At 75.8% G+C, this 22,009-nt stretch carries 4 protein-coding genes; all 4 read left to right on the top strand.

Annotated features, from left to right (window positions below):
- Positions 1-16 precede the first annotated feature (16 nt).
- Entirely contained in the window at positions 17-3,199 is a 3,183-nt protein-coding gene (locus tag ACFYXC_RS40975) for an SDR family NAD(P)-dependent oxidoreductase (RefSeq protein WP_389558131.1), read from the top strand.
- The gene (locus tag ACFYXC_RS40970) at positions 3,196-9,537 is read left to right on the top strand and encodes an SDR family NAD(P)-dependent oxidoreductase (protein ID WP_389558129.1); all 6,342 of its coding nucleotides are present in this window, start codon (positions 3,196-3,198) and stop codon (positions 9,535-9,537) included. The genes ACFYXC_RS40975 and ACFYXC_RS40970 overlap by 4 nt, the downstream gene beginning before the upstream one ends.
- Before the next feature lie 31 nt (positions 9,538-9,568).
- Positions 9,569-20,596, top strand: a complete 11,028-nt coding sequence (locus tag ACFYXC_RS40965) for an SDR family NAD(P)-dependent oxidoreductase (protein WP_389558128.1) — start codon at positions 9,569-9,571, stop codon at positions 20,594-20,596.
- 42 nt (positions 20,597-20,638) lie between these two features.
- Positions 20,639-22,009: type I polyketide synthase (locus ACFYXC_RS40960; protein ID WP_389558126.1), on the top strand; the 1,371-nt coding region annotated here is incomplete at its 3' end.

Below are 22,009 nucleotides of genomic sequence, written 5' to 3'. Positions count from 1 at the left end.
GCACCCTGTGCTGGTGATGGGAGTGCAGGAGACCGCCGACGTGACAGCCGTGGGTTCCCTGCGCCGGGACGAGGGCGGTCTTGAGCGGTTCCTCATCTCCGCCGCCGAGTTGTTCGTCCACGGCACGCACGTCGACTGGGCGGCCGTGTTCGAGGGCACCGGTGCCCGGCAGGTCGACCTGCCCACCTACCCCTTCCAGCACCAGCACTACTGGGCTCCGACCTCTCCCGCGGGTGCGGGGGACGCCGCGGCGGCCCGGTTCGGGATGCGCTGGGAGACGCATCCGCTGCTCGGCGGTGCCTTGCCGCTCGCCGAGAGCGGTGAGGTGGTTCTCGCCGGGCGCGTGTCCCTCGCCGAGCACCCGTGGATCACGGATCACGCGGTCCTCGGCCGGAGCCTGCTGCCCGGCACCGCGTTCGTCGAGCTCGCCCTGCGCGCCGCCGCCGCCACCGGCTGCACCGGCGTGGCGGAACTCGGCCTGGAAGCACCGCTCGTGTTCACCGGACGGGCCGCGGTCCAGTTGCAGGTGCGGGTCGAGGCAGCCGACGAGACCGGCCGGCGGCGCCTGACCATCCACTCCCGCGCCGAGGCCGCCGACGGCTCCGAGACCGCGTGGACCCGGCATGCCGGCGGCCTGCTCACCGCGGCGGCCCCCGTGGCCGCGCCGGCCGAGTGGGCGGGGGCCGACTGGCCGCCGGCCGGGGCCGAGCGGGTGGCGGCGGAGGACGCGTACGCGCGGTTCGCGGACCTGGGATACGAGTACGGGGAGGCGTTCTCCGGCATCGAGGCCCTGTGGCGCCGGGACGGCGAGGTCTTCGCGGAGATCGGGCTGCCGGGCCGTGTGCGGTCCGACGCGGCCCGTTACGGCGCGCACCCCGCCCTGCTGGACGCGGCACTCCAGCCCTGGCTCGCGGGCGGGCTGCTCGACGTGCCGGACGGCGCGCTGCTGCTGCCCGTCGCCTGGCAGGGCGTCACCCTGCACGCGGCGGGAGCCGACGCCCTTCGGGTGCGGATCACCCGGACGGGCGACGGAGAGGTGTCCCTGAGCGCCGTCGACCCCACCGGTGCGCCGGTGCTGGACCTGGCGGCCCTGGTCATGCGGCCCGTGGAGCGGGCGAGGCTGGAGACGCTGCTCGGTGCCGCCGGTGACCGGTTGCCCCTGTACCGGGTCCGCTGGCGCGCCACCGCAGCGGGAACGCGGACCGCACGGCGGCTCGCCCTGATCGGCTCCGACGACCTCGGCGCGGCCGTCCGTTCGACGGTGGCACAGGGTGCCCGCTCGGCGGGGGCCGAAGTGGACGCGCACGCGGACCTGGACAGCCTGCGGGCCGCCGTGGCCGCCGGCACCTCACCGCTGCCCGACGCCGTGATCGCGGCCTTCCCGTCCGGGCCGGCCACCCCCGAGGCAGTGCGCGAGTGCACCGCACGCGGGCTCGCGCTGCTCCAGGACTGGCTGAGCCCGGACGAGGACGCGGTGACGGGGCGGGCCCCGCTGGTCGTACTGACCGAGCGCGCGGTGGCCGCCGCGCCCGCCGAGGAACTGCCGGGCCTGGCGGGCGCCGGGCTGTGGGGACTCGTACGGTCCGCGCAGACCGAGCACCCCGGCCGGTTCGTCCTCGCCGACACCGACGGCACCGACGCCTCGGCCGCCGTGCTGGCCGCCGCGCTCGGCACGGCCGAAACCCAACTGGCGCTGCGCGCGGGCGGGATACGGATCCCTGAGCTCGTCCGCCACGAGGAGCACACGACCCCGGCCCCGGCCCCCACGCCGGCCCCGGCTCTCGCCGAGCCGGTGCTTGCCGGGCCGGTGCTCGCCGGACCGGGCCTCGCTCCTGAGGGCACCGTCCTGGTCACCGGCGCGACCGGCACCCTCGGGGCGCTGCTCGCCCGGCACCTGGTCACCACGCACGGCGCCCGCGACCTGCTGCTCGTCAGCCGTGGTGGGCCGGCCGCCGCCGGGGCCCGGGAACTGGAGCGGGACCTGACGGAGCTCGGCGCCCGCGTCCGGATCGTCGCCTGCGACACCGGCGACCGCGCGGCGGTGGCGGCCCTGCTCGCGGACATCGACCCCGGCCGCCCGCTGACCGCCGTGATCCACGCGGCCGGTGTGCTCGACGACGGCCCGGTCACCGCGCTCGACGCCGAGCGGCTGGCCACCGTGCTGCGGCCGAAGGCCGACGCGGCTCTGCACCTGCACGAACTGACCGCGCACCTGCCGCTCTCCGCCTTCGTGCTGTTCTCGGGCGCCGCCGGTCTCCTCGGCCGCCCCGGCCAGGCCAACTACGCGGCGGCGAACACCTTCCTGGACGCCCTGGCCGCCCACCGCCGTGCCCTCGGCCTGCCCGCCACCGCGCTGGCCTGGGGCCTGTGGGGCGAGGCCAGCGGCATGACCGGCCACCTGTCCGACACCGATCTGCGCCGCATGCGCCGTTCCGGCATCGCCCCCATGAGCAACGCCGAAGGGCTGGCGTTCTTCGACCGGGCCCTGGAGCGGCCCGGCGACCAGTCCCTGCTCGTACCGCTGCGGCTCGACACCCACGCCCTGCGCAGGCCAGGGACCGAGCCCCCCGCCCTGCTGCGCGGACTCGTCCCGGCGACGGCCACCGCCTCGCGGGCCGCGACGTCCGGCGCCCCGGCGACCAGGGCGGCCGGAGCGGGCGAGGACTTCGCCGCACACCTCGCCCGGCTCGACGAGAGCGCCCGGGAACGCGAGCTGCTGACCCTGGTCCGTACCGAGGTCGCCGGCGTCCTCGGCCTCGACGGGCCCGACGCGGTCGACCCCGGCCGTGCCTTCCGGGACATCGGGTTCGACTCCCTCACCGCGGTCGAACTGCGCAACCGGCTCAACGCGGCGACCGGGCTGCGGCTGGCCGCCGCCGTGGTCTTCGACCACCCCACGGCCCAGGCGGTCGCCGCCCACATCGGCGCGGAACTGGCCGCCGCCACCGGCGGCGCCCGGGAGGCGGGGGAGGCCGCCCTCGCCGGGCTGGACGCGCTGGAGGCGGCCGTCGCCGCGCTCGACGGGGACGACATCCGACGCGAGACGGTGCACCGCCGCCTGGCCGTCCTCGTGAACGCCCTCGGGTCCGCCGGCGGACCGGAGACCGGTCGGGGCCCGGAACCGCTCCCGGCCGTCCCGGCGGACCTGGCAGGCGTCGACGACGAGGAACTTTTCGCCTTCATCGAGGAGCAGCTGTGACGACGGCACGCACCGGCAGCACCGACCGCACCGGTAACGGCGACAACGCCGGCAGCGCCGGCAGCGGCGACAACACCGGCAAGGTCCGCGAGTACCTCAAGCGGGTCACCGCCGAACTCGTCTCCACCCGCGCCCGGCTGAAGAGCGCCGAGGAAGCCGCCGAAGCCGCCCGCGAACCCGTCGCCATCGTCTCGATGAGCTGCCGGCTGCCCGGCGGCGCCGACACCCCCGACGCGCTCTGGCGGATCCTGGAATCCGGCACCGACGTGATGTCGGGCCTGCCCGAGGACCGCGGCTGGGACCTGACGGCGCTCTACGACGCCGACCCCGACGCACACGGCACCAGCTACGCGAGGGAGGGCGGCTTCCTCCACGACTGCGCCGGCTTCGACCCGGAGTTCTTCGGCATCTCGCCCCGCGAGGCCCTCGCCATGGACCCCCAGCAGCGCCTGCTCCTGGAGACCGCCTGGGAGGCGTTCGAACGCGCCGGACTCACCCGCGACACCGTCCACGGCAGCCGTACGGGGGTGTACGCGGGCGTCATGTACGACGACTACGGCGCCCGCGTGCCGCACGTCCCCGGCGGTCGGCTGCCCGAAGGGCTGGAGGGCTACCTCGTCAACGGCAGCGCGGGCAGCGTCGCGTCCGGCCGGCTGTCGTACACCTTCGGGCTGCGCGGCCCCGCCGTCACCGTCGACACCGCCTGCTCCTCCTCGCTGGTCGCCGTGCACCTCGCCGCGCAGGCGCTGCGGGCCGGGGAGTGCGACCTGGCGCTCGCGGGCGGCGTGACCGTACTGGCCACGCCGACGATGTTCATCGACTTCTCCCGGCAGCGCGGGCTGGCCGCCGACGGCCGGTGCAAGGCGTTCTCCGACGCGGCCGACGGCACCGCGTTCGCCGAGGGCGCCGGCCTGCTGCTGCTCCAGCGGCTGAGCGACGCCCGCCGCGAGGGCCGTACCGTCCTCGCCGTCATCCGCGGCTCGGCCGTCAACCAGGACGGTGGCGGCAACGGTCTCACCGCCCCCAACGGGCCCGCCCAGCAGCGCGTCATCCGGGCCGCGCTGCGCGACGCCCGGCTCACCGCCGACCAGGTCGACGCCGTGGAGGCGCACGGCACCGGCACCGGTCTGGGCGACCCCGTCGAGGCCGGGGCGCTGCTCGCCACGTACGGGCAGGCCCACACCGCCGACCGGCCGCTGTGGCTCGGCTCGCTGAAGTCCAACCTCGGTCACGCCCAGGCCGCCGCCGGGGTCGCCGGCATCGTCAAGACCGTGCTGGCCCTGCGGCACGGGGTGCTGCCCCGGACCCTGCACGCCGACGTGCCGTCCGCCCGTATCGACTGGTCGGCGGGCGCGGTCCGCCTGCTGCAGGAGAACACCGCCTGGCCGGACCGCCCCGGCGAACCGCGCCGGGCCGCCGTCTCCGCCTTCGGCGCGAGCGGAACGAACGCCCACGTAATCCTCGAACACCCCACCCACCCGCCCGCCCCGGCTCCCGCGGTCCCCGGTTCTGCTTCTGCGGTCCCGGCCGCCGTATCCCCGGCTCCCGCCGTACCGGGTTCTGCGGTCCCGGCCGCCGCACTTCCGGCCCCGGCCGTTTCCGGTTCTGCGGCCTCGGCCGTCGCACTTCCGGCTCCTGCCGTTTCCGGTTCTGCGGTTCCGGCCGTCGTACCTCCGGCCTCGGCCGTTTCCGGTTCTGCGGTTCCGGCCGTCGCACTTCCGGCCTCGGCCGTTTCCGGTTCTGCGGTTCCGGCCGTCGTACCTCCGGCCTCGGCCGTTTCCGGTTCCGTACCCCCGGCCCCGGCCGTCTCCGGTTCTGCGGCCTCGGCCGTCGCACTCCCGGCCCCGGCCGTTTGCGGTTCTGGGGTCCCGGCCGCCGTACCCCCGGCCTCCGCCGTCTCCGGTTCCGTCTCCGCCGGCCCGTCGTCCGTCGTGGCCGGGTCCGCGGCCCCGGACCCGGACCCGGACCCGGCCACGGTCGGGGCCGTCGCGTGGGCGGTGTCCGGGCGTACCGTGTCGGCGCTGCGCGAGCAGGCGCGGCGGCTCGTGGCGCACCTCGACGCGCACCCCGACACCGACCCCGCTCTGCTGGCCGGCGTACTGGCCCACCGGCGCACCGCGTTCCCGGAGCGGGCCGTCGTGCTCGGCGACGGCCTCGCCGAGCTGACCGGGAACCTCGCCGCCCTCGCGGCCGGCCGCATCGCGCCGGGCGTGGTCACCGGACAGGCCACCACCGGCCGCCGCACCGCGTTCCTCTTCACCGGCCAGGGCAGCCAGCGCCCCGGCACCGGCAGCGAACTCCACGCGGCCCACCCCGTGTTCGCCCGGGCGCTCGACGAGATCGACGCGGCCTTCACGCCGTACCTGGCGCGCCCGCTGCGCGAGGTGATGTTCGCCGAACCCGGCTCGGCCGACGCCGGGCTGCTGGACCGCACCGAGTACACCCAGCCCGCCCTGTTCGCCCTCGGCGCCGCCCTGTTCGCGCTCGTCACCTCGCGGGGCCTGCGCCCGGACGCGGTCGCCGGCCACTCCGTCGGCGAGATCACCGCCGCCCACGTCGCCGGGGTCCTCACACTGGAGGACGCCGCCCGGCTGGTCGCCGCCCGCGGCCGCCTCATGGGCGAACTGCCCGGCGGCGGCGCGATGGCCGCCCTCCAGGCCGCGCACGAGGAGGTGCTGCCCCTGCTGGCGGGCCGCGAACACGAGCTCGACCTCGCCGCCGTCAACGGGCCCGCCGCCGTCGTGGTCGCCGGGGACGCGGGCGCCGTCACGGAACTGACCGAGCACTTCGCGAGCCGCGGCCGGTCCGTCAAACACCTGAAGGTCTCGCACGCCTTCCACTCCCCGCACATGGACGGCATGCTGTCCCGGTTCGGGACGATCGTCCGCGGCCTCCGACTCAGCCCGCCCACGATCCCCGTCGTGTCGAACCTGACCGGGGCCCTCGCGGACGGCGCCACGCTGTGCGACCCGGACCACTGGGTCCGCCACGCCCGGCGGCCGGTGCGGTTCCTCGACGGTCTGCGCGCCCTGCGCGCCACCGGCACCGACACCTTCGTGGAACTCGGCCCCGACGCCGTGCTCACCGCCATGACCCGCACGATCCTCGACTCCGACTCCGACTCCGACTCCGACTCCGACGTCAAATCCGACGTCGACTCCGACTCCGACACGGACTCGGCCGACGCGGGTGCGCTCACCGTGTCGCTGCTGCGCCGCGGCCGCCCCGAGAGCGCCACCCTCGACCGGGCGCTCGCCACCGCCCACGCCCACGGCCTGCCCGTGTCACCGGCCCCCGAGCCGGCGCCCGGCCCCGCCGCCGAACTCTCCGCGACGCTGCCCACGTACCCGTTCCAGCGCGCCCGGTACTGGCTGGACGCCCCCGCCCCCGCCGCCTCTCTGGCCACCGCCGGACTCGCCGACGCCGGACACCCGCTGCTCGCCGCCGCCGTCGAACTCCCCGACGGCCAGGGCGCCGTGTGGACGGCCACCCTGTCCACCCGTACGCATCCCTGGCTCGCCGACCACACCCTGGCCGGCCGGCCCGTCGTCCCCGGCACCGCCCTGCTCGAACTCGCCCTGGCCGCCGCGGGCGACGGCCACCGCGTCGCGGAGCTCACCTTCGACCGGCCCCTCGTCCTGCCCGAGGACACCCCCGTACGGCTCCGGGTGCGTATCGGCGCCGAAGAAGCCGACGGCTCCCGCCCGGTGACCGTGCACTCGGCGCCCCCCACCCCCGGCGCCGACTGGACCGCGCACGCCACCGGCCGCACCGAACCCGAAGGGGCACCCGGATCCGCCGGGACACCCGAGGACGATGTCCCCGACCTCGCCGGGACGTGGCCCCCGCCCGGCGCCGAACCCGTACCGCTCGACGAGGAACACGCGCGCTTCACCGCCGCCGGCATCGGCTACGGGCCCGCCTTCCAGGGACTCGGAGCCGCCTGGCGGCTCGGCGACACCGTGTACGCGGAGGCCGCCCTGCCCGCCGCCGAGGCCACCGACGCACCCCACTACGGCCTGCACCCCGCCCTGCTGGACGCCGCCCTGCACGCCGTGACCGCCACCCGCCCGGACGCCCACGGACTCGTACCGTTCGCCTGGACCGGCGCCGCCCTGCACGCCCGGGGCGCCGACACGCTGCGCGTCCGCATCACCCCGGCCGGCCCCGACGCGGTCGCCGTCACCGCGGCCGACCCGGCAGGCCGGCCCGTGTTCACCGCCCACCGCCTGGCCCTGCGCCCGGTCGCCGCCGACCAGGTCACCGCCGCGGCCGGGACACACCCGCCGCTGCTGCGCCCCGTCTGGATCCCGGTCCCGCCCGCCACCGAGCCCTCCGCGACGGATCCCGGCACCTGGTACCTGCTCGGCGAGCACGAACCCGGCCTCGCCGAGGCACTCACCGCCGCCGGCGCCACCGTACGCACGGCCGACGACCCGCACGCCATACCGGCCGACGACGCCCCCGCGCCCCAGGTCCTGGCCACCCTGCCCGCCACCGGCGACCCGCACCTGACCGCACACCTCGCCCTCGGCCTCGCCCACCGCTGGCTGGCCGCCGAGCACCTCGCCCAGACCCGCCTCACCGTCCTCACCACGGGCGCCACCGACGCGGCCGGACCCGTCACCGACCCCGCCGCCGCGGCGGCCTGGGGCCTGCTGCGCACCGCCCAGACCGAACACCCCGGCCGGTTCGCGCTGGTCGACACCGACGCCGACCCTGCCTCCCACGAGGCGCTGCCCGCCGCCCTGGCCGCCGCCGGCCAGGACCCCCAACTGGCCCTGCGCGCCGGAGCCGCGCACACCCCGTCCACCGCCCCGGTCCCCGTCACCGGCCCAGTCCCCGCCGCGGGGTCCGGCACCCGCTTCGACCCCGAGGGCACCGTCCTCGTCACCGGCGGCACCAGCGGACTCGGCGCCGCCGTCGCCCGGCACCTGGTCACCGCACACGGCGTACGCCGGCTGCTGCTCGTCAGCCGGCGCGGCCCCGAGGCGCCCGGCGCCCCCGGACTCCTCGCCGACCTCACCGCGTCCGGCGCCCACGTCACCGCCGCGGCCGGCGACGCGGCCGACCCCGCACGGCTCGCCGGCCTGCTCGCGGAACTGCCCGCCGCCCACCCGCTCACCGCCGTGATCCACACGGCCGGCGTCCTCGACGACGGAGTGCTGACCGCCCAGACCCCGGACCGGCTCGACCGGGTCCTGCGGCCCAAGTCCGACGCCGCGCGGACCCTGCACGACCTCACCCGGGACCTGCACCTCGACGCGTTCGTCCTGTTCTCCTCCGCCGCCGGTCTCCTCGGCAGCGCGGGACAGGCCGGCTACGCCGCCGCCAACGCCCACCTGGACGCCTTCGCCTCCTGGCGGCGCGCCCAGGGCCTGCCCGCCCTCTCGCTCGCCTGGGGCCCCTGGGCGGGCGACGGCATGGCCGCCGCCCTCGACGGCGCCGACGCCGCCAGGCTGCGCCGCACCGGGCTCGTACCCCTCACCCAGGAGGAGGGCCTCGCCCTGTTCGACGCCGCACTGAACAGCACCGGGACACCCGGTCCGGCACCGGGCGGCACCGGGACGCCCGGCACCGCGCCGAGCACCGGGACAGCCGGGGCGCCCGGCACCGCGTCGAGCACCGGGACAGCCGGCGCGGCACCCGGCACCGGGACAGCCGTCCTCCTGCCGTTGCGTTTCGACCCGGCCCGGCTCGGGGCCGACGCGCCCACCGCGCTGCGCGGCCTCACCGCCGCCCCCCGCCGCACCGCCGCCCGCGCCACGGCCGGCCCGGCCGCCGCGGCGCACCGCACCACCCTCGCCGACCGCGTCACGGGCCTGCCCCGCGCGGAACGCGCCGTCCTCGTCCTGGATCTGGTACGCACCGAGGTCGCCGCCGTCCTCGGTCACGGCGACCGGGACGCCGTCCCGGCCGGCCGCAGCTTCAAGGACGCCGGCTTCGACTCCCTCACCGCCGTCGAACTGCGCAACCGGCTCACCGCCGAGACCGGCCTGCGCCTGACCCCCACCCTCGTCTTCGACCATCCGACACCCCGGGCCCTGGCCGAACACATCGACCGCGAACTGCCCGGCGCCGACACCGCGGTCCTCGCCCTGATCGGACAGCTGAACCAGGCCGTGACACAGACCGACACCCTCGACGACCACGCACGGCGGACCGTCACCGAGCGGCTCCAGGAACTGCTCACCCGGCTCGGCGACGGCGGCGGCGACACCGCTCCCGCCACCCCCGAACCGGGCACCGACGCCACCGGCAACGTCACCGAACTACTGCGATCCGCCTCCGACGACGAACTGTTCGAGCTGCTCGACAGCGGCTTCCGCGCCGTCTGAAGCCTCGGCAACCACACCCTCAGGGAGAGCTGTGTCCGCCAACGACACTCACAAGGACGCCGCCGGCAACGAGGTCCGGCTCCGCGACTATCTGCGCCGCGCCATGGCCGAACTGCACGAGACCCAGGAGAAGCTCCGCCAGGCCGAGGAGCGCGGCACCGAACCCCTCGCGATCGTGGGGATGGCGTGCCGTTTTCCGGGTGGGGTGGGTTCGCCGGAGGGTTTGTGGGATCTGGTGGTGTCGGGGACGGATGCGGTGTCGGGTTTTCCGGGGGACCGGGGCTGGGATGTGGAGGGGTTGTTCGATCCGGAGCCGGGTCGTGCGGGGCGTACGTATGTGCGTGAGGGTGGGTTCCTGCATGTGGCGGGGGACTTCGACGCGGGGTTCTTCGGTATCTCGCCGCGTGAGGCGGTGGCGATGGATCCGCAGCAGCGGTTGCTGCTGGAGACGTCGTGGGAGGCGCTGGAGCGGGCGGGGATGCCGGCGTCGGCACTGCGCGGCTCCCGCACCGGCGTGTTCGTCGGCGCGATGTACCACGACTACGGCACCGACCGCCCCGCCGCCCTGGACGACACGGGCGGCTACGGCGGCACCGGCACCTCCGGCAGCGTCGTCTCCGGCCGGATCTCCTACGCGCTGGGCCTTGAGGGTCCCGCGGTGACGGTCGACACGGCCTGCTCCTCGTCGCTGGTCGCCCTGCACCTCGCAGGCCAGGCCCTGCGCACCGGCGAGTGCGACCTCGCCCTGGCGGGCGGCGTCACCGTCATGTCCACCCCCAACACCTTCGTGGAGTTCTCGCAGCAGCGGGGGTTGTCGGTGGACGGGCGGTGCCGGGCGTTCGCGGAGGGTGCGGACGGTACGGGGTGGGGTGAGGGTGTGGGGATGCTCCTGGTGGAGCGGTTGTCGGACGCGCGTCGGCTGGGGCATCGGGTGCTGGCGGTGGTGCGGGGCAGCGCGGTGAACCAGGACGGGGCGAGCAATGGTCTGACGGCTCCGAATGGTCCGTCGCAGCAGCGGGTGATCCGGGCGGCGCTGGAGTCGGCGGGGCTGACGTCGGCCGATGTGGATGTGGTGGAGGCGCACGGTACGGGGACGCGGTTGGGTGATCCGATCGAGGCGCAGGCGTTGCTGGCGACGTATGGGCAGGGCCGGGATGCCGATCAGCCGTTGTGGCTGGGGTCGTTGAAGTCGAACATCGGGCATGCGCAGGCCGCTGCGGGGGTGGGCGGGGTCATCAAGATGGTGATGGCCCTGGAGCGGGGTGTGCTGCCGAAAACCTTGCATGTGGATGAGCCCAGTACCCGGGTGGACTGGTCGGCGGGTGCGGTGGAGCTGTTGACGGAGCTGCGGGAGTGGCCGGGGGTGGGGCGTGCGCGTCGGGCGGCGGTGTCGTCGTTCGGGGTGAGCGGGACGAACGCGCACGTGATCCTGGAACAGGCCCCCCCGACTGAACCCGCTGAAGATGCGGTGGTGCGGGAACTGCCCGTCATCCCGCTCGTGATCAGCGCCAGGTCGGAAGCCGCCCTGCGTGACCAGCGGACCCGCGTACGGACCCGCCTCGACCAGGACCCCTCGCCGCGCCCGCTGGACATCGCCTACAGCCTGGCCACGGGACGCTCCGCGCTGGAGCACCGCTCGGTGACCCTGGATCAGGTCACCGTGGAGGGTGTGGCGTCGGAGTCGTCGGGGCGGACGGTGTTGGTGTTCCCGGGGCAGGGGACGCAGTGGGCCGGGATGGGAGCCCAACTGCTGGACGAGTCGCCGGTGTTCGCGGCCCGTATGCATGACTGCGCGAGGGCTCTGTCCCCGTTCGTGGATTTCGATGTGGTCGAGGTGTTGCGCGCGGGTGCGGTGTTGGAGCGGGTGGAGGTCATCCAGCCCGTCACCTGGGCGGTGATGGTCTCCCTGGCCGAGCTGTGGCGTTCCCTGGGCATCGAGCCGGACGCGGTCATGGGTCACTCGCAGGGTGAGATCGCCGCGGCTGCCGTCAGTGGCGCGCTCTCACTGGAGGATGCGGCGCGGGTGGTGGCCCTGCGGGCGCAGGTGATCGGCCGGGAGCTGGCCGGGCTGGGCGGGATGGCGTCGGTGTCCCTGCCCCGTACCGAGGTGGAGACCCGCCTCGCGGACTGGGCGGACCGGCTGGACGTGGCCGCCGTCAACGGTCCCTCCAGCACGGTCGTCGCCGGTGACGCGGACGCCGTCGTCGAGTTCGTCGCAGCGTGCAAGGCGGAAGGCGTGCGGGCGCGTCAGGTGCCCGTGGACTACGCCTCCCACTCCGCGCATGTGGAACGTATCGAGGCCGAACTCCTGGACGTCCTCGGCCCGATCACTCCCCGCACCGCCCACATCCCGTTCTACTCGACCGTGGACGCCGCCCTGGCGGACACCGCCGACCTGGACGCCGGCTACTGGTACCGGAACCTGCGGCACACGGTGCGCTTCGAGGACACCGTGCGGCTGCTGACCGGCAAGGGGTTCGGCACGTTCGTGGAGTCCAGTGCGCACCCGGTGCTGACCATGGGCGTGCAGGAGACCGCCGACGTGACAGCCGTGGGTTCCCTGCGCCGGGACGAGGGCGGTCTTGAGCGGTTCCTCATCTCCGCCGCCGAGTTGTTCGTCCACGGCACGCACATCGACTGGGCGGCCGTGTTCGAGGGCACCGGCGCCCGACAGGTCGACCTGCCCACCTACCCCTTCCAGCACCAGCACTACTGGCTCGAATCCGCCGCCGCCGAGGGCGACTCCCTCACCTACCGCGTGCAGTGGAAGGCCCTGGGCGCCGACGAGACGGCCGCCCGGCTGACCGGGCGGTGGCTGCTCGTGCTGCCCGAAGGACCCGCCGGGGCCGCCGCCGCGGAGCCCGCCCGGCAGAGCCTGGCCGGCCGGGGGGCGGTCGTGGAGGCGTTCACGGTCGGCCGGGCCGGCGCCGACCGGTCGCTGCTGCGTGCCCGGCTCGCCGAGGCCGCCGACCGCGCCGGCGCCGAGCCGCTGACCGGCATCCTGTCCCTGCTCGCCCTCGCCGAGGGCGACCACCCCGACCACCCGGCCGTCCCGTTCGGGCTCGCCGCCACCCTCACCCTCGCCCAGGCCGCCGCCGACGCGGGTACCGGAGCCCGGCTCTGGGCCGTCACCGAGGGCGCCGTGACGGTCACCGCGACCGAGGTACCGGCCGCGGACCAGGCCCACATCTGGGGTCTGGGCCGGGTCGCCGCCCTCGAACTGCCCTCCCTGTGGGGCGGGTTGGCGGACCTGCCGGCCGGAGGCCCGGCCGAGGCGCGGTCCTGGCATCAGCTCGCCGGCCTGCTGGCCGCCCCCGGCACCGACGACCAGGTGGCCGTGCGCGGCTCCGGCGTCTTCGGCCGCCGCCTGGTGCCGGCCCCGGCCGGCCCCGCCGGAGCCCCGCGCCGCACCCGTGGGACGGCGCTCGTCGTCGGCGACATCGCCGCCGTCGCCGCGCCCCTGGCACGCCGTCTGCTGGCGTCCGGCACGGAACACGTCGTACTCGCCGGACGCACCGGCGCCGTCGCGGACGACCTCGCCGACATAGCCGACCGTACGACCCTCACGCCCTGCGAGCTGGACGACGACCTCGCGCTTGCCGAACTCCTGACCCGGCACGCCCCCTCCGCCGTCTACGTCGCGCCGCCCGCCTCGCCGCCGACCACGCTCACCGAGACCACCATGGAGGGCTTCGCCGCCGCCGTCGCCGCCAAGACGGACCTGCCCACCCGCATGGACAGCCTCTTCGGCACCACCGGACTCGACGCGTTCGTCCTGTTCTCCTCCGTCGCCGGTGTCTGGGGCGGCGCGGGCCAGGGCGGCTACGCGGCCGGCACGGCGTACCTGGACGCGTTCGCGCGCACCCGCCGCGGCCGGGGCCTGGCCGCCACCTCCGTGGCCTGGACCCCCTGGCGCGGCGCCCCCGGGCCCTCCGCCGGGCACCTGGCGCGCACCGGCCTGACCCCCCTCGACCCCGAACGCGCCCTCGACGCCCTCGACGCCGCCCTCGGCCGCGACGAGAGCGGCATCGCCGTCGCCGACGTCGACTGGGAGCGGTTCGAACCCGCCTACACCGCCGCCCGGCCCTGCGCGCTCCTCGACGAACTGCCCGCCGTACGGCGCGCACGCCGGGCCGACCGCGCCGCGGCCGACCGCGGCGGCGCGGCCACCGGACTCGCCGCCACCCTGGCCGGCCGGTCCGACCAGGAGCAGGAGCGGGAACTCCTGCGGCTGGTACGCACCCACATCGCCGCCGTCCTCGGACACTCCGACGCCGACAACGTCGCCCCCGACCGCGCCTTCCGCGCGCTGGGCTTCAACTCCGTCACCGCCGTCGAACTGCGCAACCGGCTGCGCGAGGCCACCGGCCTCACCCTGGCCGCCTCCCTGGTCTTCGACCACCCGAGCCCCGCCGCCGTCGCCCGCCACCTGCGGGAACTGCTCACCGGCGACGGCACCGACGACGCCGACCGGTCCGCCGACGCGCCCTTCGCCGTCGCCCCCGCCGGCGGCGACGGCGAGCCCGTCGCCATCGTCGGCATGGCCTGCCGCTTCCCCGGCGGCGTCAACACCCCCGACGAGCTGTGGCAGCTCGTGCTCGACGGCGGCGACGCCGTCACCCCCTTCCCCACCAACCGCGGCTGGGACCTCGACGGCCTCTACGACCCCGACCCGGAGGCCAAGGGCCGCACCTACGTCCGCGAAGGCGGCTTCCTGCCCGAGGCCCCCGACTTCGACCCGGAGTTCTTCGGGATCTCCCCCCGCGAGGCCCTCGCCATGGACCCCCAGCAGCGGCTGATGCTGGAGACCTCCTGGGAGTCGTTCGAACGCGCCGGACTCGACCCCGCCCAGCTGCGCGGCAGCCGTACCGGCGTGTTCATCGGCACCAACGGCCAGCACTACATGCCGCTGCTGCAGAACGGCGACGACGACTTCGACGGCTACCTGGGCACCGGAAACTCCGCCAGCGTCATGTCCGGCCGCCTCTCCTACGTCTTCGGCCTGGAGGGCCCGGCCGTCACCGTGGACACCGCCTGCTCGGCGTCCCTGGTCGCCCTGCACCTGGCCGTGCAGTCACTGCGCCGCGGTGAGTGCGGCCTCGCCCTCGTCGGCGGCGCCACCGTCATGTCCACCCCCGAGATGCTGGTCGAGTTCTCCCGCCAGCGCGTCATGTCACCCAGCGGCCGCTCCCGCGCCTTCGCCGCCGGCGCCGACGGCGTCGTCCTCGGCGAGGGCGCCGGCACCCTCCTGGTGGAGCGGCTCTCCGACGCCGTACGCAACGGACACCCCGTCCTCGCCGTCATCCGCGGCTCCGCCGTCAACCAGGACGGCGCCAGCAACGGCCTCACCGCCCCCAGCGGCCCCTCCCAGGTCCGGGTCATCCGCCAGGCCCTCGCCGACGCGTCCCTCACGGCGCAGGACGTCGACGCCGTCGAGGCGCACGGCACCGGCACCGAACTCGGCGACCCGATCGAGGCCCAGGCACTCCTCGCCACCTACGGCGCCGCCCGCCCCGCCGACGACCCGCTGTGGCTCGGCTCCGTGAAGTCCAACCTCGGCCACACCCAGGCCGCCGCCGGAGTCGCCGGCGTCATCAAGATGGTCCTCGCCCTGCGCGGCGGCATCCTGCCCCGCACCCTCCACGTGGACCGGCCGACCCCCCGCGTCGACTGGACCGAGGGCGCCGTCTCCCTGCTCACCGAGGACGTGGCCTGGCCCGAGCGGGACACCCCGCGCCGCGCCGCCGTCTCCGCGTTCGGCATCAGCGGCACCAACGCCCACGTCATCCTGGAGGAGGCCCCCCGGCCCGAACCGCGGCCCGGCACCGCCGGCCCCGGCCGGGACGACACCGACTGGTGGGCCGAGGTCACCGTCCCGCTGCTGTTCTCCGCCCGCAACGAGTCCGCGCTGCGCGCCCAGGCCGCCCGGCTGCGCACCGGACTGATCGAACACCCCGACACCCACCCCGCCGACGCGGGCTACACCCTGATGACCGCGCGCTCCCGCTTCGAACACCGGGCCGCGGTCATCGGCGAGAACCGCGAGGAACTCCTCGACGCCCTCAACTGCCTGGCGCAGGACCGCCCGCACCCCGTCGTGCTGCGCGGCACCGCCGGACCCGGCGACCGGATCGCCTTCGTCTTCCCCGGCCAGGGCTCCCAGTGGGCCGCCATGGCCGAAGGACTGCTGGAACGCTCCGCCGCGTTCCGCGCCAGCGTCCACGAGTGCGACGAGGCGCTGCGCGCCCACCTCGACTGGTCCGTGCTGGACGTCCTGCGGCAGGTGCCCGGTGCCCCCACCACGGCCCGCGTCGACGTCGTCCAGCCGGTGCTGTTCACGATGATGGTGTCGCTCGCCGCCACCTGGCGCTCCCTGGGCGTGCACCCCTCGGCCGTCGTCGGCCACTCCCAGGGCGAGATCGCCGCGGCGTACGTCGCCGGCGGCATCTCCCTCGACGACGCCGCCCGCATCGTGGCCCTGCGCAGCCAGGCATGGCTGACCCTCGCGGGACAGGGCGGCATGGTCGCCGTGTCCCTGTCCGCCGACCGGCTGCGGGCCCGCCTCGAACGCTTCGGCGACCGGCTCTCCGTGGCCGCCGTCAACAGCCCCAACACCGCCGCCGTCGCCGGTGAACCGGCGGCACTGAGGGAACTCCTCGACGAACTCACCGCCGACGGCGTCCACGCCCGGCCCATCCCCGGCGTCGACACCGCCGGGCACTCCGCCCAGGTCGACGCGCTCAAGGACCACCTCATGGAGGTCCTCGCCCCCGTCGCGCCCCGCACCGGGGACATCCCCTTCTACTCCACCGTCACCGGCGGCCTGCTGGACACCGCCGAACTGGACTGCGCGTACTGGTACCGCAACATGCGCGACCCGGTGGAGTTCGAGTCCGCCACCCGCGCCCTCGTCGCCGACGGCCACGAGGTGTTCCTCGAACCCAGCCCGCACCCCATGCTGGCCGCCTCCCTCCAGGAGACGGTCGCGGACAGCGGCGCCCGCGCCGCCGTCCTGCACACCCTGCGCCGCGACAAGGGCGGCGCCCGCTGGTTCGCCGCGGCCCTCGGCAACGCCCATGTCAGCGGCGTCGAGATCGACGCCGAGGCGCTCTTCGGCACCGGCTCCCGCCGCGTCGAACTGCCCACCTACCCCTTCCAGCGCGAGCGGTACTGGTACAGCGCGCCGGCCCGGCGCGGCGACCTGTCCGCCGTCGGCCTGCGGGAAGCGGCCCACCCGCTGCTCGGCACCGGCGTGGAACTCCCCGAGTCCGGGTCCGTCGTCTACACCGCGCGCCTCGGCGCCGACACCCAGCCCTGGCTCGCCGACCACACCCTGCTGGGCACCGCCCTGCTGCCCGGCGCGGCCCTGATGGACCTCACCGGCTGGGCCGGACGGCAGTCCGGCTGCGCACGCACCGACGAACTGATCCTCCAGGCCCCCGTCGCCCTGCCCGACACCGGCGCACTCGAACTGCGGCTGCTCGTCGCCGCCGCCGACGAGGACGGCCGGCGGAACCTGACCATCCACTCCCGCGAGGCCGGCGCCGAGCCCGGCACCCCCTGGACCCGGCACGCCGAAGCCGTCGTCGTCCCCGCGCAGGACACCGAGCCGCCCACCGCCGCACCCGCCCCCTGGCCCCCGGCCGCCGCCACCCCCGCCCGGCACACCGAACCCGGCGCCTTCTACGCGGAGTTCGCCGCCCGCGGCTACGACTACGGGCCGGCCTTCCGCGGCTTCCACGCCGGCTGGACGCAGGACGACGCCGTACACGCCGAGGTCCGCCTGCCCCAGCAGGCCACCGGCACCGGCTACGGCATCCACCCCGCCCTCCTCGACGCGGCCCTGCAGGCAATGAGCCTCGGCCGGTTCTTCCCCGAGGACGGGCAGACCCGCATGCCGTTCGCCGTACGCGGCGTGACCCTGCACACCGAGGGCGCCACCCGGCTGCGTGTCACCGCCCGCCCGGCCGGCGAGGAGACCGTCGCCCTGCACGTCACCGACGACACCGGCCGGCCCGTCCTCGACATCGACGAACTGCTGGTGCGCACCGTCTCCGACGAACAGCTGGCAGCCGCCTCGGCCGGCCGGTCAGGACACCACGGCTCCCTGTACGAGGTCGACTGGCCCGTCCTGCCCGTCGCGGCCGCGCTGCCGGTCCGCCGCCTCGCCGTCGTCGGCGAGGACCACGCCAAGGTGCTCGCCGCCATGGAGAGCGCCGGCACCGACAGCGACTGGTACCCCGACCTCGCCGCACTGCTCGCCGCCACCGGAGCCGGTCCCGCCCCCGACACCGTCGTCATCTCCTTCCCGCACCACCCCTGCCCCGAGGGACCGGCCGCGCACAGCACCGCCCACCGGGCCCTCGACCTCGCCCAGGGCTGGCTGGCGGCCGGCGACCGGCTGGCCGGCACCACCCTCGCCCTGATCACCCGGGGAGCGGTGGCCGCCGGCGCCGACGAACAGGCCGCCGACCCGGTCGCCGCCACCGTGTGGGGCCTGATCCGCTCCGCCCAGTCCGAGGAACCCGGCCGTTTCGTGCTCCTCGACGTCGACCGGCCCGACACCCTCAGGGGCGCCACCCTGAGCGCCGCCCTCGCCTGCGGCGAACCCCAGGCCGCCGTCCGCGGCGACACCGTCCGCGTCCCGCGGCTCGTCCGCGCCGGCGACACCACCGCACGCGGCGACCTGCTGCTGCCCCCCGGCGACAGCACCGCCTGGCGGCTGGCCACCACCGGCACGGGCACCCTGGCGGGCCTGCGCCTCACCGACGCCCCCGACACCCTGGCCGCCCTCGAACCCGGACAAGTACGTATCGCCGTGCGCGCGGCCGGCATCAACTTCCGCGACACCCTCATCGCCCTCGGCATGTACCCGGGTGAGGCCGTCATGGGCGCCGAGGGCGCGGGCATCGTCACCGAGACCGGTCCCGGCGTCACCCACCTCGCGCCCGGCGACCGCGTCCTGGGCATGTGGACCGGCGGCTTCGGCCCCTTCGCCGTCGCCGACGCCCGCATGGTCGCCCCGATACCCGACGGCTGGAGCTACGCCGAAGCCGCCTCCGTACCGGCCGTGTTCCTCACCGCCCACTACGCCCTCACCCGCCTGGCGGACGCCCGGCCCGGCCAGTCACTGCTCGTCCACGCCGCCGCGGGCGGCGTCGGCATGGCGGCCCTGCAGATCGCCCGCCACCTCGGCCTGACCGTGTACGCCACCGCGAGCACCGGCAAGTGGGACACCCTGCGCCGCCTCGGCCTGGCGGACGGCGCCCTCGCCAACTCCCGCACCACCGAGTTCGCCGACACGTTCCTCACCGCGACCGGTGGCCGGGGCGTGGACATCGTCCTCAACTCCCTCGCCGGCGAGTTCGTCGACGCCTCCCTGCGGCTGCTGCCGCGCGGCGGGCACTTCCTCGAACTGGGCAAGGCCGACGTCCGCGACCCGCACCACCTCGCCACGACCCACCCGGGCACCGCCTACCAGGCGTTCGACCTGGTCCAGGCCGGACCCGACACGGTCGGCGAGATGCTGCGCGAACTGCTCGGCCTGTTCGCCGAGGGCGTCCTGAGCCCGCTGCCGCTGACCACGTACGAGATCAGTGGCGCCCGCGAGGCGTTCCGCACCCTCAGCCAGGCCCGGCACACCGGCAAACTGGTCCTCACCATGCCGCCGTCCTTCGGGCCGTACGGCACCGTCCTGGTCACGGGCGGCACCGGCACCCTCGGCAGCGCCGTCGCCCGCCACCTGGTCACCGAACACGGCGTACGCCACCTCGTGCTCGCCGGCCGCCGGGGCCCCGACGCCGAGGGCGCCACCGGCCTCGCCGCCGAACTGTCCCGGCTGGGCGCCGAGGTCACCGTACGGGCCTGCGACGCGGGTGACCGCGAACAGCTCGCCGCGCTCCTCGCGACGATCCCCGCCGACCGGCCGCTGACCGGCGTCGTGCACACCGCCGGCGTGCTCGCCGACGGCACCGTGCCCGCCCTGACCCCCGGCGACCTCGACACCGTCCTGCACCCCAAGGTCGACGCCGTGCTCAACCTGCACGACCTCACCCGGGACCTGGACCTCACCGGATTCGTCATGTACTCGTCCTCCTCCGCGCTGTTCGGCAGCCCCGGCCAGGGCGGCTACGCGGCCGCCAACGCCTTCCTCGACGCGTTCGCCGGCTACCGGCGCTCCCTGGGACTGCCCGCCGTGTCCCTCGCCTGGGGCCTGTGGGCCGGCGACAGCCGGATGGCCGGACACCTCGACCAGAGCGGCATGCACCGCCGGCTCGCCCGCGGCGGCGTCCTGCCGCTCACCGACGCCGAGGGCCTGGCCCTGTTCGACGCCGCCCAGGCCGCCGACAGCCCGCTCCAGGTCCCGATCCGGCTCAACCACGCGGCCGTACGCGCCGCCGGAGCCGTCCCCGCGTTCCTCAGCACCCTCGTCGAGGGCGCCGGCGCCGACTCCGCGCGGCAGGCGCCGCACCAGGCCGCCCCGACCGACACCCTGACCGTCCGGCTGGCCGGACTGTCCACCGACGAACAGGAGGAACTCCTCCTCGACACCGTCCGCGGCCACGCCGCCGCCGTCCTCGGACACGGCGGACCCGAGGGCATCGCAGCCGACCGGGCGTTCCGGGAGACCGGCTTCGACTCCCTCACCGCGGTCGAGATGCGCAACCGGCTGGCCACCGCCACCGGCCTGCGGCTGCCCGCCACCCTCGTCTTCGACCACCCGACGCCCCTCGCGCTCGCCGCGCACCTGCGCGCCGCGCTGGCCCCCGACGAGGCGGGGACCACCCCGGCCGCCGACGCCGACGGCAGCTCCGTCATGACGGAACTCGACCGGCTCGAAGCCCTCTTCGGCGCCCTCGCCGGACGGCCCGCCGACAGCCCCGACGGCCCCGATACCACCACGCACCAGGAGATCGCGGGCCGCCTCACGGCCCTGGCCGGACTGTGGAACGGCATCGCCGGCACCCGCGGCACACCCGCGGCGGAGGGGACGACGGCGGACTCCCTCCAGGACGCCGACGACGACGAGATCTTCGCATTCATCGACGAGCGGTACTGAACCGCGACCACGCGACGGGGTGACCAGACAGACATGGCAACCATGGCCAACGAAGAAAAGCTCCGCGACTACCTGAAGCGGGCCACCACCGAACTGCACCGCACCAGCGAACGCCTCAAAGAACTGGAGGCCAGGGCCCACGAGCCCGTCGCGATCGTCGGCATGGCCTGCCGCCTGCCCGGCGGAGCCGGCTCCCCCGAAGCCCTGTGGGAACTGGTCTCCACCGGCACCGACGCGGTCTCCCCGCTGCCCGGCGACCGCGGCTGGGACACCACGGGCCTCTACGACCCGGACCCGGACGCGGCCGGCCGCACCTACTGCCGCGAAGGCGGCTTCCTGCCGGACGCGGGCGCCTTCGACCCGTCGTTCTTCGGCATCTCACCCCGCGAGGCGGTCGCCATGGACCCCCAGCAGCGGCTGCTGCTGGAGACGTCCTGGGAGGCCCTGGAACGGGCCGGCATCGACCCGCGCTCCCTGCGCGGCAGCCGCACCGGCGTGTTCGTCGGAGCCTGGGACGGCGGCTACACCTCCACCGTCCACGAACCCTCCGCCCAGTTGGAGGGCGACCTGCTCACCGGAGGCGTCGTCAGCTTCACCTCCGGCCGCATCTCCTACACCCTCGGCCTGGAGGGGCCGTCCGTGACCGTGGACACGGCCTGCTCCTCCTCCCTGGTCGCCCTGCACCAGGCGGTCCGCGCCCTGCGCGCCGGCGAGTGCGACCTCGCCCTCACCGGCGGCGTCACCGTCATGTCCACCCCCGCCGTGTTCGTCCAGTTCTCCCGGCAGCGCGGCGTCGCCGCCGACGGCCGCTGCAAGGCGTTCGCCGACGCCGCCGACGGCTTCGGCCCCGGAGAGGGCGCAGGCATGCTGCTCGTCGAGCGCCTGTCCGACGCCCGGCGCAGGGGACACCGCGTCCTGGCGGTCCTGCGCGGCTCGGCCGTCAACCAGGACGGCGCCAGCAACGGCCTGACCGCCCCCAGCGGCGCCGCCCAGCAGCGCGTCATCCGCCAGGCCCTCACCGACGCCGGGCTCACCGCCGCCGACGTGGACGCCGTGGAGGCACACGGCACGGGCACCCGGCTGGGCGACCCCATCGAGGCGCACGCCCTCATGGACACCTACGGCCGCGCCCGCACCGCCGAACACCCGCTGTGGCTCGGTTCGTTGAAGTCGAACATCGGCCACACCCAGGCCGCCGCGGGCGTCGCGGGCGTCATCAAGACGGTGATGGCGCTGCGCGCGGGCGTCCTCCCCAGGACCCTGCACGTCGACGCCCCGTCCTCGGAGATCCACTGGGAGTCGGGTGCGGTGGAGTTGCTGACGGAGCTGCGGGAGTGGCCGGGGGTGGGGCGTGCGCGTCGGGCGGCGGTGTCGTCGTTCGGGGTGAGCGGGACGAACGCGCACGTGATCCTG

Source organism: Streptomyces sp. NPDC002701 (assembly GCF_042889045.1).
In the GTDB taxonomy this organism is placed as follows: Bacteria; Actinomycetota; Actinomycetes; order Streptomycetales; family Streptomycetaceae; genus Streptomyces.
This window is presented reverse-complemented; position numbering and strand designations above follow the sequence as displayed.